Consider the following 15,956-nt stretch of genomic DNA (forward strand, 5'->3'; position numbering starts at 1 on the left):
TATAGTACCGCTTTATCCTTTTACCGCACCAATGGTCAATCCCTTGACAAAGTAACGCTGAATGAACGGGTACAGTAGCAAAATGGGACCCGTAACCACGATCGCCATTGCCATTTTGGTCGACTCTGTCGGCATATCGTTGGAAAGGGACACGCCGGTACCTGCACCCATTTGAGCAATAAATTGCATGGAGTTAATTACATTATACAGATAATATTGCAACTGGTATTTGTGCGGGTCATTAATAAAGAGTGAGGATGAGAACCAGTCATTCCAGTAAGCCAAGGCCAGAAACAGCCCCACAGTGGCAATACCCGGTGTAGATAAAGGCAGTACAATTCGATAATAAATTTTAAAATCACCCGCACCATCAATTTTAGCAGACTCGAACAGCTCTTCCGGCATGGAGGAACGAATGAAATTTTTCATCAAAATAATCAGAAATGGAGTCATCAATCCCGGAAAAATAAGCACCGTATACGTATCTAGCAGCCCTAAATACTTCGTCAGCATAATGTACCAAGGTACCAATCCGCCTCCAAACAACGTCGTAAAGTAAATATAGAATGAAAACGCATTGCGGTATTTAAAATCTTTACGCGCCAGCACATATCCGGCCATCGTCATCAGGAACAGGCCCAGCGTCGTGCCTACAACCGTGGTAAAAATCGTCACCCCGTACGCCCTTAACACCTCTTCAGGAAAGGTGAACACCGTCCGGTATCCTTCCAGCGAGAATTGCTGTGGAATAAAGTGATAACCATCCCTGATAATCGATTCATTACTGGTTAGTGAAGCCGAGATAATAAGTAGGAACGGGAGTAAACAAGCAATGGATGCCACAATGATAACCACATAAGAAATGACTTTAAAAATCCGAGTGTATACATCCTCTTTGATCGCCATCCGTTTCGGTCCTCCTTTCTAGAATAAGGCATATTCGTCGTTCAGCTTGCGGATGATATAGTTCACGGTCATGATCAGTACAAATCCGAACAAGGATTGGTACACGCCTGCCGCCGAAGCCATACCCACATCAAAAGTCACTTTCAAGGAACGATACACATAAGTGTCCAAAATATCTGTCGTGTTGTACAGCACTCCGTTATTACCAATTAACTGATAGAATAGATCAAATTGTCCTTTCATAATACTACCCAGCGCAAATAACAGCAGCACAACGAATGTTGACTTGAGCATAGGAACGGTAATGTACCAGATTCGTTGAAAAATGTTAGCTCCGTCTATTTTAGCTGCCTCATAATATTCGTCACTGATCCCTGTAATCGCTGCTAGGTAGATTACCATACTGTAGCCGAGATTTTTCCACAAATAGAACAGGATAATCAAGAAAATCCACACCCATGGTTTGTTATACACATCCACGCGTTCACCGCCGAATTGCAGCAGCAGCGTGTTCAGAAAACCATTATCATAATTAAATATGTTATACACGATGACACTTAGAATAACGAAGGAAACAAAATATGGCAGAAACATCACAGATTGAGTGATCTTTTTAAAGTAGCGACCTCGCAACTCATTCAGTAAAATGGCAAGGACAATCGCTAACACGTTGCCGAGTAAGATAAAAGCCGCGTTGTATCCAACCGTATTCAATGTCAATTTTGTCAGCGTGCCGGATTGCCATAGAAAGCGAAAATTCTGGAGTCCGACGAACTGGGCCTCAAAAAGGCTGGTATTGAAGTCGAACTGGGTAAATGCATAATAGATGCCGACCATAGGAATGTACGAATTTATGAAGAAAAAGATTAAAGTGGGCAACAACATCAGAAATAATACTCGATTGCGGATCAGTTCATAGAAGAAACCGTGTTTCCTACCTGTTCCCAGCCTACCGTTCAAGCGGGAATCCGTCGTAAGCATTGCAGAATTTTTGGGCATAGGCTGATTCAATGTGAGTCACTCCCCCTCTATATACATTACCGACTGCAAGGTTTGTAACTTCGCCGCCGTATAACTATATATTATGTAAGCGCATTCAAAACGAAAAGTGAATCCTCTCATGCTTCATGAACAAAGGAGTGTCTAGAGGAGTGAACAATTCGGATATTTGTGAAGTTTTGTGTAATATGAGGCGCCTGATCGACGCCTTAAGCTAATATAAAGCACATTTGGACAATCTGCTCTATTCCTTTTGTCCACCCTGAAAAGTGGTTTCATCTTGTTTCACATGAAATCCAATTTTCTTGGCCTGCTCCAGCAACTCAGCAGCATTATCCTGCGGCTTATATCCGATTCGTTTTTCCAAGTAGCCAATATCATAATAATTATCCGTATTGGCTGATGTCCCATACAAATTAAGATAATTCATCTCTGAGGGGGCCTCGATACAGCAGACGGTCAGATGGATCATATCGCGCTCAGAGATCCAAATATGAGCAGCGCGCTCCGAATGCGGTCGATCATCCCCAGGAAAATTACCGATGCGGATATTCATTGAAGATATTTTGCCCTGATCGGCATATAGCCGTCCTAGCAGTTCAATGTAGCACTTACTCAATCCATAAAAACTATCTGGTCGGTAGGGATCTTCTACATCTATGGTTTCGCCTACTCTATAAAACCCCGTGGCATGATTGGAACTGGCAAAAATAATGCGTTTTACCCCATTTTTAACCGCAGCTTCATACAGCTTATAAGCTCCGCTTACATTGCCAGACAGCACTTTGCCGAGAAAGTCCCCTTCATCCTTAATCCATGCAAAATGTAGTACCGTATCCACTCCGTGTGTAAGCTCAGCCAATCTTGCAGCATCATGTATATCCAGTTCGACAATCCCTGCTTCTTCATCCCTCCTTACATCTGCGGCGGTTATTTTATATCTTCCTTCCGCTTTTAGCCCTTCATAGAGTACTTTCCCAATTGTGCCCGCCGCTCCTGTAATCAACAATTTCCGTGCCATCGTCCGCATCTCCCTTCTTCTTTGACAGTGTGCCGTCATCCATAGCTTAACCAACTACCTAGAGAGGGAACCTTGTTACTATCATTCACTGCATTCTGTTACCTATAAAAAAGGACCCTGCTACCTGAGCAGAGTCCTTACTTGTTGCTTTTTTTAAGATATTAATTTCAAGCTTGCCGTACTACCCTCACTCTGCGATTAACCAGATAAATGCTAAAGCCGATTAATACCAGACCGATTAGCAGAAAAGCCGTAATCGATTCGTGAAGCAGCATAGAACTGACAAATACTGAAATCACAGGCACCAAAAACGTATAGGAAGCGACCTTACTGGCATCCCCCGAATTGACCAACGTGAAATACAGCAGCCAGGATAGTGAAATTCCCAGCACAGTTCCGAATACCAGCCCTGACACATACGGAACATTCCACACGATGTCCGACCAGCTTTCCGTAACCGATCCAGCTCCTGTTAACACGATGCCTCCAAGTGTACATTGAAATGCGACCAGCCACAACGAATCCACACGCTGGTTGACCTTTTTCACATATACGGTTCCCAATGCCCAGCTCACTGCTGTAATAATGGCGATAATTACACCTGCGATAGCCACATGTCCTGAAAACCCTCCGACACTGACAGCTGCCACACCTAGAAAGCCAATGATCAATCCAATCACCTTGAGTTTGGACATTGATTCTCCCAGCCACATCCATGCAAAAATGCCGACTAGCACCGGCTGAAGATATACCAGCACAGAGAACAAGCCAGATGGAACATACATAAGCCCTACTGTTTGCAAACCATAAAACAGGACTACGTTAAAAATACCTGAAATAGCATACACTCGCCAATTTTCTTTCCAGCGAATACGATTCCATCTCGGTGCTAAAATCGCTCCCAATAGCAGACCACCCAACAGTGTGCGTAGCCCTGCAAACAAAAGGGGCGGCGTGTATTCCAGTGCAACTTTATAGATGGGCCAAGAAATGCCCCACAATACAACCAGTAGCGCGATCATCATTATCCGCTTGGCTGTCGTTAACTCTCCCATGATGCTCTCGCTCCTCTATGAAAAAAATCACTAGATTTTATATATTACGCCTACAAGACAACTTTATCAACAGAGGAATCCAGTCAATTGCCTATGTTACAATGTATCCAATAGATAGAACTTATAAGGTTAGGAGGTTATCAGCACTTGATTTATTTCATCAAATTTCTATACAGCTTCGTGCTTCCTCCCGGTTTGTTTATCCTCGTGATGGCAGGGCTTGTAATCTGGCTATGGAAACGGGCGCGTAAACCTGCGATTGTACTGCTCCTTGTCACATTGCTGCTGTATATTTCATCGACCAATTTGGCTGGAGATGTGTTAATTCGTAGCCTAGAAAAGCAGTACCCACAGCCCCTTACTGTTCAAGGGAATGTTATTGTCGTACTTGGGGGCGGAGCTACAGAGGGAACTCCCGACATCAATGGACAAGGTAATCTGCTAGGGTCTGCGGCCAACCGACTGCTCACTGCAGCTAGACTTCATGAAGCAACAGGTTTACCTATCCTTTTTTCCGGTGGACAAGTGTTTGGAGACAGTGGTAATGAAGCGAATATTGCGCAGAGGCAGCTATTAGGACTCGGTATTCCGGCAAAGGATATCTTCATCGAAAATCGTTCCTTGAATACACAGCAAAATGCCGTATATACCTCCAAAATCCTAAAACAGCACCAGCTCACAAAACCTATTCTGGTGACCTCCGCATTCCATATGCCACGTGCTGCACTGGAATTTCAGCGCGCAGGTATGCAAACGACAGCTTATCCAACCGACTATCTGGCAAGTGAAAAATTGTCACTGTATGCTGCCAAGCTCTCACCGTCTGCTGGGGCCATATCTACAACCGGGACAGCCCTCAAAGAATATTTAGGAATTTTGGCATTAAAGCTTAAATAATGTTGATACACAGGTGTAAAACGGACACAGCACAAACAAGCGTCTTGCGCCCACAGTTTATAAGCTAGTAAGCGATCAAGACGCTTGATCTACCATTACATATTCTAATGCAAGAAAATTTCCGATATTTGTTCTTCTGAAATAACTTTAAAGCCTTCCCTTTTTAACAAAGCCGAGGTTACCCCGTTGCCTGCGATTTTACGGTTTTCGAATGCCCCATTATAGATCGCTGCCGACCCACAGGATGGACTATTTTCTTTTAAAACAATAAGTGACGCGTTAACCTCTCTGGCTATATGCAGAGCTTCGTACGCACCTCTAATGTACATATCACTGACATCATTGCCTGAAAACTCGATCACCTTAGCTGTGCCACTCAGCACATCCTCCCCTGTCCCTCCAACAATCTCAGCAGGCTCTCTCGGCGTCATAAAGCCCCCAAGTAGCTCAGGGCAGATCGTCATTGCCTTTTTTTCCTCTACCAACTTCTGAATATGTACATCCAGGCTATCCGTCCCGTTATATCGCACCTTCATGCCTGCCAAACATGAACTTACCAGAATCATTAGTTCACCTCATATCCATTGCTTTCATATTAAGTAATTAAAGTATAAACAAATTTTCTCAAAGAGTCATCGTGCGAAAATTTAGACTTGCTGTTCTCTCTCTAACGGTTGTTGCTTCTGCGGGCATCCAATAAACCAAGTGAAATCTTTCCTTAGATAAGGATGTCGTGCAATTGATGACACACTCATGATCCTGCATATTGATAATGCTCCTGACGTTTTGAATTATGTATTAATGCTGCTCAAGAAAGATATCCGGCAATTTGTTACGAAGCAGTTTTCGGAGTACAGGCACGGATGGGCACCTGCCTACATACAATAAACAGACCGCAAGCCTGGTAAGTAACAAAGGTCGTAAGTTTGCAACTACCTCAGGAGGTGTCATCCGTGCCCGGACTATTTAGTGCTATCGCTCTGTTCATCAAGGAATTGACGCTACTCGTTTCCTACGTGAAAAACAACGCCTTTCCGCAGCCATTGACTGAGAAAGAGGAAGCTCGACACCTAAAGCTGTTTGCCGAAGGCAACGCACATTCCCGTAACACACTTATTGAACATAACCTAAGGCTGGTGGCCCATATTGTGAAAAAATTTGACAACACCGGCGAAGATTTGGAGGATCTTATATCCATCGGCACCATTGGACTGATCAAAGCTATTGAAAGCTTTCAGACCGGAAAAGGAACAAAACTGGCAACATTTGCAGCCCGTTGTATAGAAAATGAGATCCTGATGCATTTAAGATCCCTGAAAAAAACACGTAAAGACGTATCTCTCCACGATCCTATTGGGACTGACAAGGAAGGTAACGAGATTACTTTAATTGATATCCTCGGTTCCGAGGCGGACGATATTGTAGATAAGGTACAGCTCAAAATCGAGAAGAGCAAAATCTATCGCAATCTGGATATTTTAGATGAACGTGAAAAAGAAGTGGTAATTGGCCGATTCGGCCTGGAAGCCGGAGGAGAAGAACGAACACAGCGGGAAATTGCACGAGAACTGGGAATTTCTCGCTCGTATGTATCACGAATTGAAAAGCGTGCGTTGATGAAGTTATACCATGAATTTTACAAGCAGAAGGGATAATGAATAAACAGATACCTACCTAGAACTTTTGACTATTTGGAGGCCCTATACAGGGCCTTTTTTCATGATTTGAATTTCAATTTGTTTTCCTTTTTTCTTAAATAAGTACTAACTTTTTTCTAAATATGACAATGGAAGTGGGGAATAGACTAACGTATCTCCATCCTCATCTCGTTTTAAAATAATAGCGAACTCAGCACCATTACTCTCATCGCCTCTTGGCAACGGGAAGATCATAGCGGGACAACGCAACTCATAATTATGAGGAAATTCTTTTTGAAAATCCTTTAAAGCATAATTCAGAATTGCATCTATTTTATCGGTAAGCACATGAAATCCACCTATTACAAAATCATTGGACTCTTGGGAAGCGGTATACTTCTCAAATAACTGGGTCTTGTATTCCTCAACAGTGCTAAAACAAACTTCCCAATCCAAAGGGAATACGCCATTTGCCAAATAATAAGTGTATATTTTCATATTCTATACATTCTCCTTCTCGCACCTAAAATAGTTATTTATATTGTTTCTCTCAATCTTTTTCGATATAAATTAGCCTAGCCTTTAGAATGAGCTTGTTAAAGACCCGAAAATAGCACCCTTTTCTTATTTCCTCCTATATCGTTTGAATTTTTAATTACGTAGGTTCTTATCCCGTCCATTGCTAGTATAGTTCATGAAATAACTAGTTGCTATTATAATGCTTGGCCACTCATTTATGATTATGCCTTTTTTAATTAAGGAATACATTCATTGAGAGTTTCATATAGATCATATACAACAACATATTTAGCAAATTAGAAATAATAACTAAGGGAGGCAGTTCAACATGACAAAATTCAGTCAAAATCCAGATAGTTATTCGTTTTCCATGGAACCTGTCGTTATAGCTGAAGATAAAGTTTCAACGAATGGAGATACCAAAAATACTTTTCCGAAAAATGTTTTGATCGATAATAATCTCTATTGGAAGAGCAGCTTAAGTGGTAAAGGTGGGGAAATCATCTTCAAATTAGATACGGGAAAAACGATCAAATGATATCATCTTAGCCCAGCCACCTTCTCGCGCTTTTATACTTTCGTTTTCGTTTCATGGCTCGAGTGACGGAGAAAACTAGTATAGGTTAGGACAAGTCGAGGCTGTACCAAGCACTGCAAAAATAACCTATCAGTTTAGTAATGAAATTCCTTTTTCATATTATAAAATAGCTGTACTTTCCTCTGGATTGAATAATACAACCACCTATTATGGTATCCGATACATTCAACTAAGAACCGCGCTAAACAATGGCGTTCCTGCCTACAGAGCGTCCAATATAAATCCAGCTATTGCGGAATAAGGCCAGTACAAAATACAAAAAAGGGGGCTGGACAACGCCCCTATGAGTAATGGCTATACTTGAGACAAAAGTTATTCTTACATTCCTAAAATTTCTAGTTATAAGTGATACTTTCTTGCTTTATAACTGAGACTTTTTACGTTTTTTTGGATTATAACTGAGACTTATCCTCCAACAATAACATAATCACACCCTAATATGATCACTCGTCATTCTATAACTGTGAAGAGAAATGAGAACCAGTAGATTCCTTTTAGCTACTGGTGTTCTACCTGAACCGCAACAGCGACACAACATCCGTTTGAGTAAACTGTAGGCGATCTGCCCGGCTAAAAAAGTCTCAGACATATACCAATAGCCAAATTCGTCTCATGTATTACCGTAACTCATGCCTGTGTCAATATGCCGGAAGTGTATTCAATAAGATATCCTTTTTCACGAGCATATTTGATTGTGTTTCTAATCCGACGCTGAAACTCCATTGGTGATTTAACCTTTCCGATATGAATTTCTATCGTATTATCCCACCGAAAATAGCTGTAAATGTTCGTCCCTTTACCAGGAACTCGTAGCCACCAGACTATTCGTATTAAAGCTAAGCAATCCAAGAAGAATGCCATAAAATGTCGATTGACAACCATGAAACCGGTGCATGACCTAAATACAAGAATAATCCAACGAGAAAACTAAATATAAAACTTATGCAAACAGTTTCAAGCGAACGCCCTTGATAAAGCCTGAAGCAAAATTTGAATCTCTTAAACATTTCATCCCACCAATCCTTAAATCTCTGCAGTTGTCTCCATGCCGTGGATTTTCCACCATTTGATCACAGTAACCGCTGACTCCCCAAGATCCTGTAAGTCAGTAACGTGTACAGCATGACAACATTCAAGCTTTTACCCGGACTAGATGCCCCTCATGGATCGAAATCCATTCGTACCGAGAGGAGTGAATTCTAATCGGGCTATCTTTCTCAAATGATCACTCGTATCTCCCTGGTATCCAGCCGCCCCCCAAATTTAACCTCCATGTAGCTACCCGCTTGGATCGGCTTACCGGCAACAAAATGCCGCAGGCCATTGCTGCTGCCTTTGTGTCCAAGTGTAATCAGATCTTCAATCATTCCATCTTTTTTCGGCTGCGGAGTCATCGGGTCCTTCTCCCCAACCCACTTCCTGACTTTCAGTTACAGCCCAGGGATCGGTTCTATCCAATCCGCATCCTAATAATATGTTCCGGTGTGATTCCGAAGTTATCCGCTGTAAATAGTATTCTAAGCTGACTAAAAGAGGGCACTGTCACAATTTCCTCTCCTACTTCGGGGTACCGTCGTAAGATTAAATCGGACCACACTTCAGATACAAATTCATCGTTGCTTTTCAATTCAAATCGTGGCAGATGACTAATAAACTCGGATCGCTTTTTGCCAACTGCCTCTGCATCTTCTTGCTTCCGGGATGCGTAAGGGTAGAGCAGATACATACCAAAATGATATAGATGAATATCTATCTTATTGTCCATGAGCTCGTCCACCAGGTACTTGAGCATTATGAGACGGTCAGGTTTCTTTTCGGCATTCAAAAAGATATCATATCTGTGTCTCAGGTTTCGAAAGAATCTTTCCAGGTATTGGTATACATATAAAAAATCCCCCTTTTCAAGTCCTCAAGTATTGGCATACATATCGACCTGCGCCCGGCTGCAGGCTGGCCACTTCCCCAATCGATCAAAAACCTTAATTTCAAATCCCGATTCATTTCTCCATACTTCAAACCGGATGTTCTCCTCTACCGCCGGCCCTCCAATTGTAACTTGATCTCCTATCAGCATACCTTCAAGATTAGCTTTTCGACTTAGGCTTAGTTTCATAAAACTCATCCTTTCCTTATTAATTAAGTCCAACTGATCGACTCCACAGCCCGTAGCAGTTATTCAATCAATCTTTACTTGTTGCAGGTGTAAGGCTTTTGCCGAAGCCCAACCGCCGATGACAAATTGACATCGGACAATTTGTCCGATATAATCAAAACAAAACGGACAAACTGTCCGAATTTATAATATGGAGGGTGAAACTGGGATGTATATCAAAAAGTTGTATTTTTTACCTGTAGGTGAATGTTTCCTAGATCAATCGGCAGTTAATCGAACCCTTGCCCCCGGGAAATTAGTCGGAATGCCTGTGTGGTCTTTTCTATTGGAAACGACCAGCGGGCCGATACTCATCGATACGGGAATGCCCGACGCTTTTATCAACAATCCCGATTACTACAAGGGGACTAGACGTGAAGGGCGCGTCGTCCCCAACATGTCTGACGGCGACTCGATCGTAAATGTGTTAAAGCGTGTCGGTTATCGACCTGACGATATTCAAATGGTCATTAGCTCCCATTTACACTTGGATCATTCTGGGGGAAACGGGCATTTCCGCAATACGCCGATCCTTATTCAAAGGGCAGAGTATGATGCGGCCATAAACAATGAGGATTACTCTCCATTAGAGTGCAGGCTGCCCGATTTACAATATCAAATCATTGAGGGTGACCATGAATTGATTCCGGGGGTTCAAATTTTATTCACTCCGGGTCATTCCCCTGGCCATCAATCAGTCCTTGTCACAACGGAAAAGTCGGGTCCAGTGCTACTGACAATTGATGTTGCTTATACTCGGGAGAACTTCGAGAATAGCGTACCGTTCTTGACATTCGATCAAGAGATGGCTGCCAAATCGATTACTCGCATGCAGGAGTTAATTCAGGATGTTCGGCCGTCCTATGTTTTCTTGGGACACGATAGAGATCAGGCGCAAAAATGCCGCACCTTTCCTGACTTCCTGTAATGGAGGGACAGGCTATGGATACTCAATCAATGGCTTTATCCGGCAATGAGCGGAAATTAATGGGGACACTTTGCTTGCTCATTATTTTCGGAAACATCAATATGACCATGTTTAATTTGTCTATTCCTTCGATTTCCGCTGACTTTGCCCTGACCTCCTCGCAGGTGAGCTGGGTTATGGTCGGTTACAGCATTTTGATGGCTATCGGCGCCGGTACTTACGGCAAGTTAACGGAGTCCTTTTCCTTTCGCCAGCTGTATGTCATTGGTTTAATCCTTTTAGCTTTCGGCTCTATGATCGGCTTTTTTGCAGCTTCATACTTGCAAGTCATCATTGGAAGACTGCTGCAGGCAGCAGGGGCCTCATCCATCTCTCCCCTGTCTTATGCGGCAGTAACCCTGTATTTTAAGCCTACAGTCAAGGGACGGGTGCTGGGAACCTTATCCGCCACGATTGCCTTTGCTTCCGGCTTCGGGCCTGTGTTCGGCGGTTTCGTGGAGCAATACTTTGGTTGGCGTGCTTTGTTCATCGTGTCCAGTCTGAGCCTATTTGTTATCCCTTTGATATTCAAGTATGTTCCTGACAAGAAACACGACCGCGGTTCATTCGATTTTCTCGGAGCTGTTTTGTTCTCCGCGGGACTGGCGTTGGTGTTGCTAGGGGTTACGAACTATTGGTTTATGCTCATTGCAGGAGCAGCAGTTCTTCTATGGTTCGGTACTCATATTCAGAAAAAAGAACATCCATTTATCGATGCATCTTTCATGAAAAATGCTCCTTACCGACGAATTCTAGGGATTGGATTCCTTACCTTCGTATGCAACACGGGGTTAACCTTTACTCTTCCTGTCATGATGAAGAATTCCTTTCATTTACCAACTAGTAAAATCGGTCTGCTGATGCTTCCCGGTGCCGTCTGTGCAGCCTTGCTCGGATCCCGGATCGGAGGTTGGACAGATCGTTTCGGAAGCTCCCGCGTGCTTGTCATATCGCAAAGTCTCGTCGTCAGCGGATTTATACTACTGGGGGTATCCGTACATTTGCCGCCATGGATCGACGCTTTATTGATCATTACCCTTATGATTGGATTCAACGGTGTCCTCACCTCTAGCAGCAATTTAGTTTCGACGACACTCCGTTCGGCTGAGCTGGGTGTGGGGATGGGTATTTTCACACTGGCCTATCTCCTAGGCGGAGCATTCGGCCCTGCGCTGGTCGGCCGACTGATTGATCTAAAGATGCCTTTTTTTGTTGTTTATTTTACCATTTCCCTGTTGGCAATCCTGACATACTTATTCGCAAGAAAAGCAAATCCTAGCGGAAGCTATGGTAATTAGTTTGGTAGACTTACGACATGTCCGAAAGATATGGAGGATGAATAGATGAGTAAATTAAATTCCCAACTGTCCTTTGCTGCTATTCATGAGCTGGCCGAGGGGATCCGAACAAGGAAAATATCCCCGGTAGAGATTACAGAACATGCGCTTCACCGCATCGAACGTTTGAATCCGAAACTGAACGTTTTCGTTACCCAAACGTCCGAACTGGCGATTGAACAAGCGAAGCAATCGGAACGCGATATTATGCATGGTCGGTACAAAGGGCCCCTTCACGGGATTTCCATCGTTCATAAGGATCTATATTACACTAAAGGGATCCGAACAACTGCCGGTTCAAAAATATTGAACAACTTCGTCCCCGATTACGATTCGACGGTTGCAGCTAAGCTACATGAGGCTGGAACAGTTCTGCTAGGCAAAGTACAGACTCACGAGTTCGCTGCGGGATTGACAACAACTAGCCCGCACTTCGGTCCTTGCCTCAATCCGTGGAACACTGAACTTGTAACGGGAGGTTCAAGCGGCGGTTCGGCTTCTGCTTTAGCGGCTGGACTTACTTATCTGGGTACAGGCTCGGATACCGGAGGTTCGATCCGCATACCCGCTGCTTTGTGCGGTGTCGTAGGGATGAAGCCGACGTACGGTCGGGTCAGTCGGTATGGTATCATTCCAATGGCCTGGTCATTGGACCACCCGGGTCCGTTAACCCGCTGTGTCATGGATGCGTCCCTGTGCTTGGATGTGATGTCTGGCTTCGATCCAAAGGATGAATCGACTGTCGATCTGCCTGCGCCAGGTATCAAGATGTATCCGAATGGTCTCAGGGGTGTGCGTATCGGATTGCCGACAAGCTACTATTACGAGGATTTGATGCCGGAAGTGGAAGCTGCGATGAAGGCCGCTATCAATAAATTCCGAGAACTGGGAGCAGAAATCATCGAAGTTAGCCTGCCCCTGATCAAACATGTTAGAAGTGCGACGATGGCCATTATGATGACGGAAATGTACTCGTACCACGAGAAGTGGCTTGAGACAGAATTGGAACAGTATGGACCGGACGTCCGAATGTTTCTTGAAAGCAGTAGAGATATTCCGGCTTCCATTTACCTTCAGTCTCAGCGGGCCCGGCAACTAATTGTCAATGATTTTTTGAATGCATTGTCCGGAATCGACATCTTGTTGACGCCAGCAACACCGATCACTGCGCCACGTGCAGATGATGATGCTAGTGTATTCAGATTGAACTCATTTACGCTTCCGACCAATTTGACTGGCTTGCCTAGCCTGAGCATGCCTTGCGGCTTCTCACCTTCCGGTCTGCCGATTAATATGCAATTGATTGGCCGCCCCTTCGAAGAAGCAACAGTACTAGGTATCGGCAATACTTATGAAATGAATACAGACTGGCACAAGAGACATCCGGATTTGTAAGCCTGACTATATTTGATGGAGGGTAATCTATGGATCAAAAGCAACTTAACTCTGAAGTTAGCAGGAAAGCATCAACCGAAACCGGAACAGATACGACGAGCGACAAGAAAAAAGCATACGAGCAGTTTATTCCTACGATCGCAAGTTTAAAGGAACTGGACCTATCGGGCATTGAGCCGCATTTGCCTCCAATTTACAAAAAGCACTATACCAAGAAATAAAAAAAAGCTCATCGGTCACCCAAATGAATGTATTTTTAATTTTTCACGAAATGTATTATAATTATGAAGACGGACAACATGTCCTATACACGAAAAACGGACATATTGTCCGTTTTTCGTGTTAAATAACAGTTAAATTAATGATGAAGGGAGATGTTTATGGTGAATTCAGAATCGCAATCTGTCTCTCTGAAAATTCCCAGAGAGGAGTTAAACCGAAGACGAATTTTGGCGGCGGCTAGAGAACTTTTCATCAAAAACGGTGTTTACAATGTCAATATGCATCAGATTGCGAAGACTGCTGGAGTAGGACAAGCAAGCCTATACCGCCGCTACTCGGATAAGGGCGACATATGTCAGGAGATCGCGTATGAAGAATACCAACCTTTGTTTGATGAAGTTCAAGCATTTCTTGATCAATCCCCAGAAACCGCTGCCTTGGACCGGCTTTACCATGTAATCGTAAGATATGTCTCTTTTTTAGAAGCGAAAGTTCCTTGGCTCTGTGAGGTCAGCCGGGCCTCAACCGGGCATCGTCCGTTACAATCTCCGTTATGTCAATGGATGCGCAATATAAGCAGAAATCTGCTAAATGAGGCCGTTGAACAGGGAGACGTATCCGGGGTGGACATTTCATATACTATTGAAGCCCTGCTGGCCGTGCTTCACAATATCGATTACCATCTCCAAGATGAAGGCTTTACAAGCCAACGAGTTCTTGATGGATTACACCGCATATTTATTGAAGGTTTAAGAGCTAATAGACATTAATTGAGGGGCTGGCCACAAAGCCACATAACATGGATGAGGGATAGTCCTGCGTAACTCCTCTTTTTATCTCATTATGGTATATTGAATGTACAAAGAAACCATATCCTTTCAAATGGTCGGGTGGTACCTCCATTTTACCCAGGAACGGTTTCTTATTGTTTTACAATTGGAGAATAGGACGTCCCTAGTCATTTTTATGACTTATGGGACAACCCTTTTTTTCTGCCAATGGCTGCTATGCGAGTTGAAGAGATTTGTACAGCACTTGGGGATTTCATTAAAATTTAGTCTATCTTTCTCCTTACGGATATACAGTAATACTTCGGGCATAGATTTATATAAAGTATGGTAAGATACCCCCGTGTATTCTAATACTGTACAAACTGTTATCCGGCCGGCTTTTTGGAGCAAATCGGAAATCACGAAGTCTACATCAGCCTTATATTTATTGATTCTTTCCTGTCTTAGTTTCTCTTTAGTTTCTTCTATTTTTGAAGTTATTTTATTGTTTAATTCGTTATAATTCGTGATTATATTGCTATAAGACATCCCTAAAAATGTGACTACATCCCTTAATGTAATTTGTTCATGATCGTGTGTTTTGATGTACTCATTTGCAAGTGACCAAAGATATTTTTCCTTTAACTTTGTGGTTTTGCTTTCTAATTGCTTTAGAGATTCTATTACCCAGTCTGTTTACTTCCAAGTCAGAAAATGGAATTTTTAGATATCGAGCAATTGCCTTATGAGATATTTTAAGATTTTCATACACAAATGTTTGAAGAGCTTTCTCCAATTGATCTACAAGTTCAGCACTGTTATAATTCTGACGTTCTATTGTTTTCCTTTGATAATGTTCTTTATCAAATAGGGCATTAAATATAAAATACCATTGCACAGCAGGATCAAATAAATAATAGGAGAACGTTAATATTCCAACCTAAAATCGCTCTTGAGTTCTGTAGTAATCCGAGTTTACCCTCCCAATTTAAAAGCCCTCTAAAAATCTGTACCAAATCACTACTACATGTTCTGGTTGGACCGAATTTTTTAGATAACTCCCTTGACAAAAGCTTATTTTTATTTAAATATCCCATGATCTTGTACACAGTATTATTGGACCTTCCTAGTCCACGTGCTATTTCACTCACCGATTGTGTATTCTTTAGAATCTCCCGTGTTCTCTCAATCATACCAACCCAGTCATTAATTGATTTCCACATGTTATCTGAGGTATCAATCCCGTATTCCATCCAACATACTGTACAGACGGAATGCCTATTATATTTCTGACCTTGTACCATATGTTAGCATATATAGGGTAGATATAGTAAATAGAAACACAAAAAAACCAATAGAAACAAGGGTTTTTATTTCTACTGGTTTAAAAATGTCTCAAACATATACCCAAAAATGTCTCAGTTATCAACCAAATCAGTCTCAATTATTACCGTTACTCACAGCCCCCCTCCCTAATTTTG

The 15,956-nt window shown here is 42.7% G+C and carries 17 protein-coding genes; 8 read left to right on the plus strand and 9 right to left on the minus strand.

From position 1 onward, the window contains the following. Positions 1-12 precede the first annotated feature (12 nt). The 4 genes from PPM_RS18060 to PPM_RS18075 all read right to left on the minus strand — a co-directional run bounded on the left by PPM_RS18060 (position 13) and on the right by PPM_RS18075 (position 3,981). Positions 13-906, minus strand: coding sequence for a carbohydrate ABC transporter permease (locus PPM_RS18060; protein ID WP_013372217.1), 894 nt, complete (start codon positions 904-906; stop codon positions 13-15). 18 nt (positions 907-924) lie between these two features. Further along, on the minus strand, positions 925-1,917 hold the full coding sequence (locus PPM_RS18065) for an ABC transporter permease (RefSeq protein WP_013372218.1): 993 nt from the start codon (positions 1,915-1,917) through the stop codon (positions 925-927). 232 nt (positions 1,918-2,149) lie between these two features. Continuing rightward, the gene (locus tag PPM_RS18070) at positions 2,150-2,926 is read right to left on the minus strand and encodes an NAD-dependent epimerase/dehydratase family protein (protein ID WP_013372219.1); all 777 of its coding nucleotides are present in this window, start codon (positions 2,924-2,926) and stop codon (positions 2,150-2,152) included. A gap of 167 nt (positions 2,927-3,093) precedes the next feature. Continuing rightward, complete coding sequence (locus PPM_RS18075; RefSeq protein WP_013372220.1) at positions 3,094-3,981, minus strand: DMT family transporter; 888 nt, start codon at positions 3,979-3,981, stop codon at positions 3,094-3,096. Between the two features lie 147 nt (positions 3,982-4,128). Between PPM_RS18075 and PPM_RS18080 the strand changes: the two genes are divergently transcribed. After that, positions 4,129-4,878: a YdcF family protein gene (locus tag PPM_RS18080; protein ID WP_013372221.1), complete on the plus strand. Its 750-nt coding sequence runs from the start codon at positions 4,129-4,131 to the stop codon at positions 4,876-4,878. A 104-nt stretch (positions 4,879-4,982) separates the two neighbouring features. On the opposite strand, the gene PPM_RS18085 is transcribed toward PPM_RS18080, so the two are convergent. Continuing rightward, complete coding sequence (locus tag PPM_RS18085; RefSeq protein WP_013372222.1) at positions 4,983-5,444, minus strand: DUF523 domain-containing protein; 462 nt, start codon at positions 5,442-5,444, stop codon at positions 4,983-4,985. Between the two features lie 387 nt (positions 5,445-5,831). Here PPM_RS18085 and sigK point away from each other — a divergent pair, with 387 nt between their 5' ends. Beyond that, positions 5,832-6,533 (plus strand): RNA polymerase sporulation sigma factor SigK, encoded by a 702-nt coding sequence (sigK, locus tag PPM_RS18090; RefSeq protein ID WP_013372224.1) that lies wholly within the window; start codon positions 5,832-5,834, stop codon positions 6,531-6,533. A gap of 108 nt (positions 6,534-6,641) precedes the next feature. Here the strand turns inward: sigK and PPM_RS18095 are convergent, their stop codons facing one another. Beyond that, complete coding sequence (locus tag PPM_RS18095; RefSeq protein WP_013372225.1) at positions 6,642-7,013, minus strand: hypothetical protein; 372 nt, start codon at positions 7,011-7,013, stop codon at positions 6,642-6,644. Between the two features lie 349 nt (positions 7,014-7,362). On the opposite strand from PPM_RS18095, the gene PPM_RS30185 reads away from it, so the two are divergent. Further along, positions 7,363-7,572 (plus strand): hypothetical protein, encoded by a 210-nt coding sequence (locus tag PPM_RS30185; RefSeq protein ID WP_013372226.1) that lies wholly within the window; start codon positions 7,363-7,365, stop codon positions 7,570-7,572. A 1,277-nt stretch (positions 7,573-8,849) separates the two neighbouring features. Here the strand turns inward: PPM_RS30185 and PPM_RS29685 are convergent. The 3 genes from PPM_RS29685 to PPM_RS18110 form a co-directional block, all read right to left on the minus strand. Next, positions 8,850-9,026, minus strand: coding sequence for a hypothetical protein (locus tag PPM_RS29685; RefSeq protein WP_013372229.1), 177 nt, complete (start codon positions 9,024-9,026; stop codon positions 8,850-8,852). A gap of 56 nt (positions 9,027-9,082) precedes the next feature. Continuing rightward, entirely contained in the window at positions 9,083-9,397 is a 315-nt protein-coding gene (locus PPM_RS18105) for a hypothetical protein (RefSeq protein WP_013372230.1), read from the minus strand. 144 nt (positions 9,398-9,541) lie between these two features. Beyond that, positions 9,542-9,745 (minus strand): hypothetical protein, encoded by a 204-nt coding sequence (locus PPM_RS18110; protein WP_013372232.1) that lies wholly within the window; start codon positions 9,743-9,745, stop codon positions 9,542-9,544. Between the two features lie 208 nt (positions 9,746-9,953). Here PPM_RS18110 and aiiA point away from each other — a divergent pair, with 208 nt between their 5' ends. The 5 genes from aiiA (at position 9,954) to PPM_RS18135 (ending at position 14,475) form a co-directional block, all read left to right on the plus strand. Beyond that, positions 9,954-10,712 (plus strand): quorum-quenching N-acyl homoserine lactonase AiiA, encoded by a 759-nt coding sequence (aiiA, locus tag PPM_RS18115; protein ID WP_013372233.1) that lies wholly within the window; start codon positions 9,954-9,956, stop codon positions 10,710-10,712. Between the two features lie 14 nt (positions 10,713-10,726). Continuing rightward, positions 10,727-12,049, plus strand: a complete 1,323-nt coding sequence (locus PPM_RS18120) for an MFS transporter (RefSeq protein ID WP_013372234.1) — start codon at positions 10,727-10,729, stop codon at positions 12,047-12,049. Between the two features lie 45 nt (positions 12,050-12,094). Further along, entirely contained in the window at positions 12,095-13,483 is a 1,389-nt protein-coding gene (locus PPM_RS18125; protein WP_013372235.1) for an Asp-tRNA(Asn)/Glu-tRNA(Gln) amidotransferase GatCAB subunit A, read from the plus strand. Between the two features lie 29 nt (positions 13,484-13,512). Then, on the plus strand, positions 13,513-13,704 hold the full coding sequence (locus tag PPM_RS18130; protein ID WP_013372236.1) for a hypothetical protein: 192 nt from the start codon (positions 13,513-13,515) through the stop codon (positions 13,702-13,704). A 159-nt stretch (positions 13,705-13,863) separates the two neighbouring features. Continuing rightward, complete coding sequence (locus PPM_RS18135; protein ID WP_013372237.1) at positions 13,864-14,475, plus strand: TetR/AcrR family transcriptional regulator; 612 nt, start codon at positions 13,864-13,866, stop codon at positions 14,473-14,475. Positions 14,476-15,956 lie beyond the last annotated feature (1,481 nt).

Source organism: Paenibacillus polymyxa M1 (assembly GCF_000237325.1).
GTDB lineage: Bacteria > Bacillota > Bacilli > Paenibacillales > Paenibacillaceae > Paenibacillus > Paenibacillus polymyxa_C.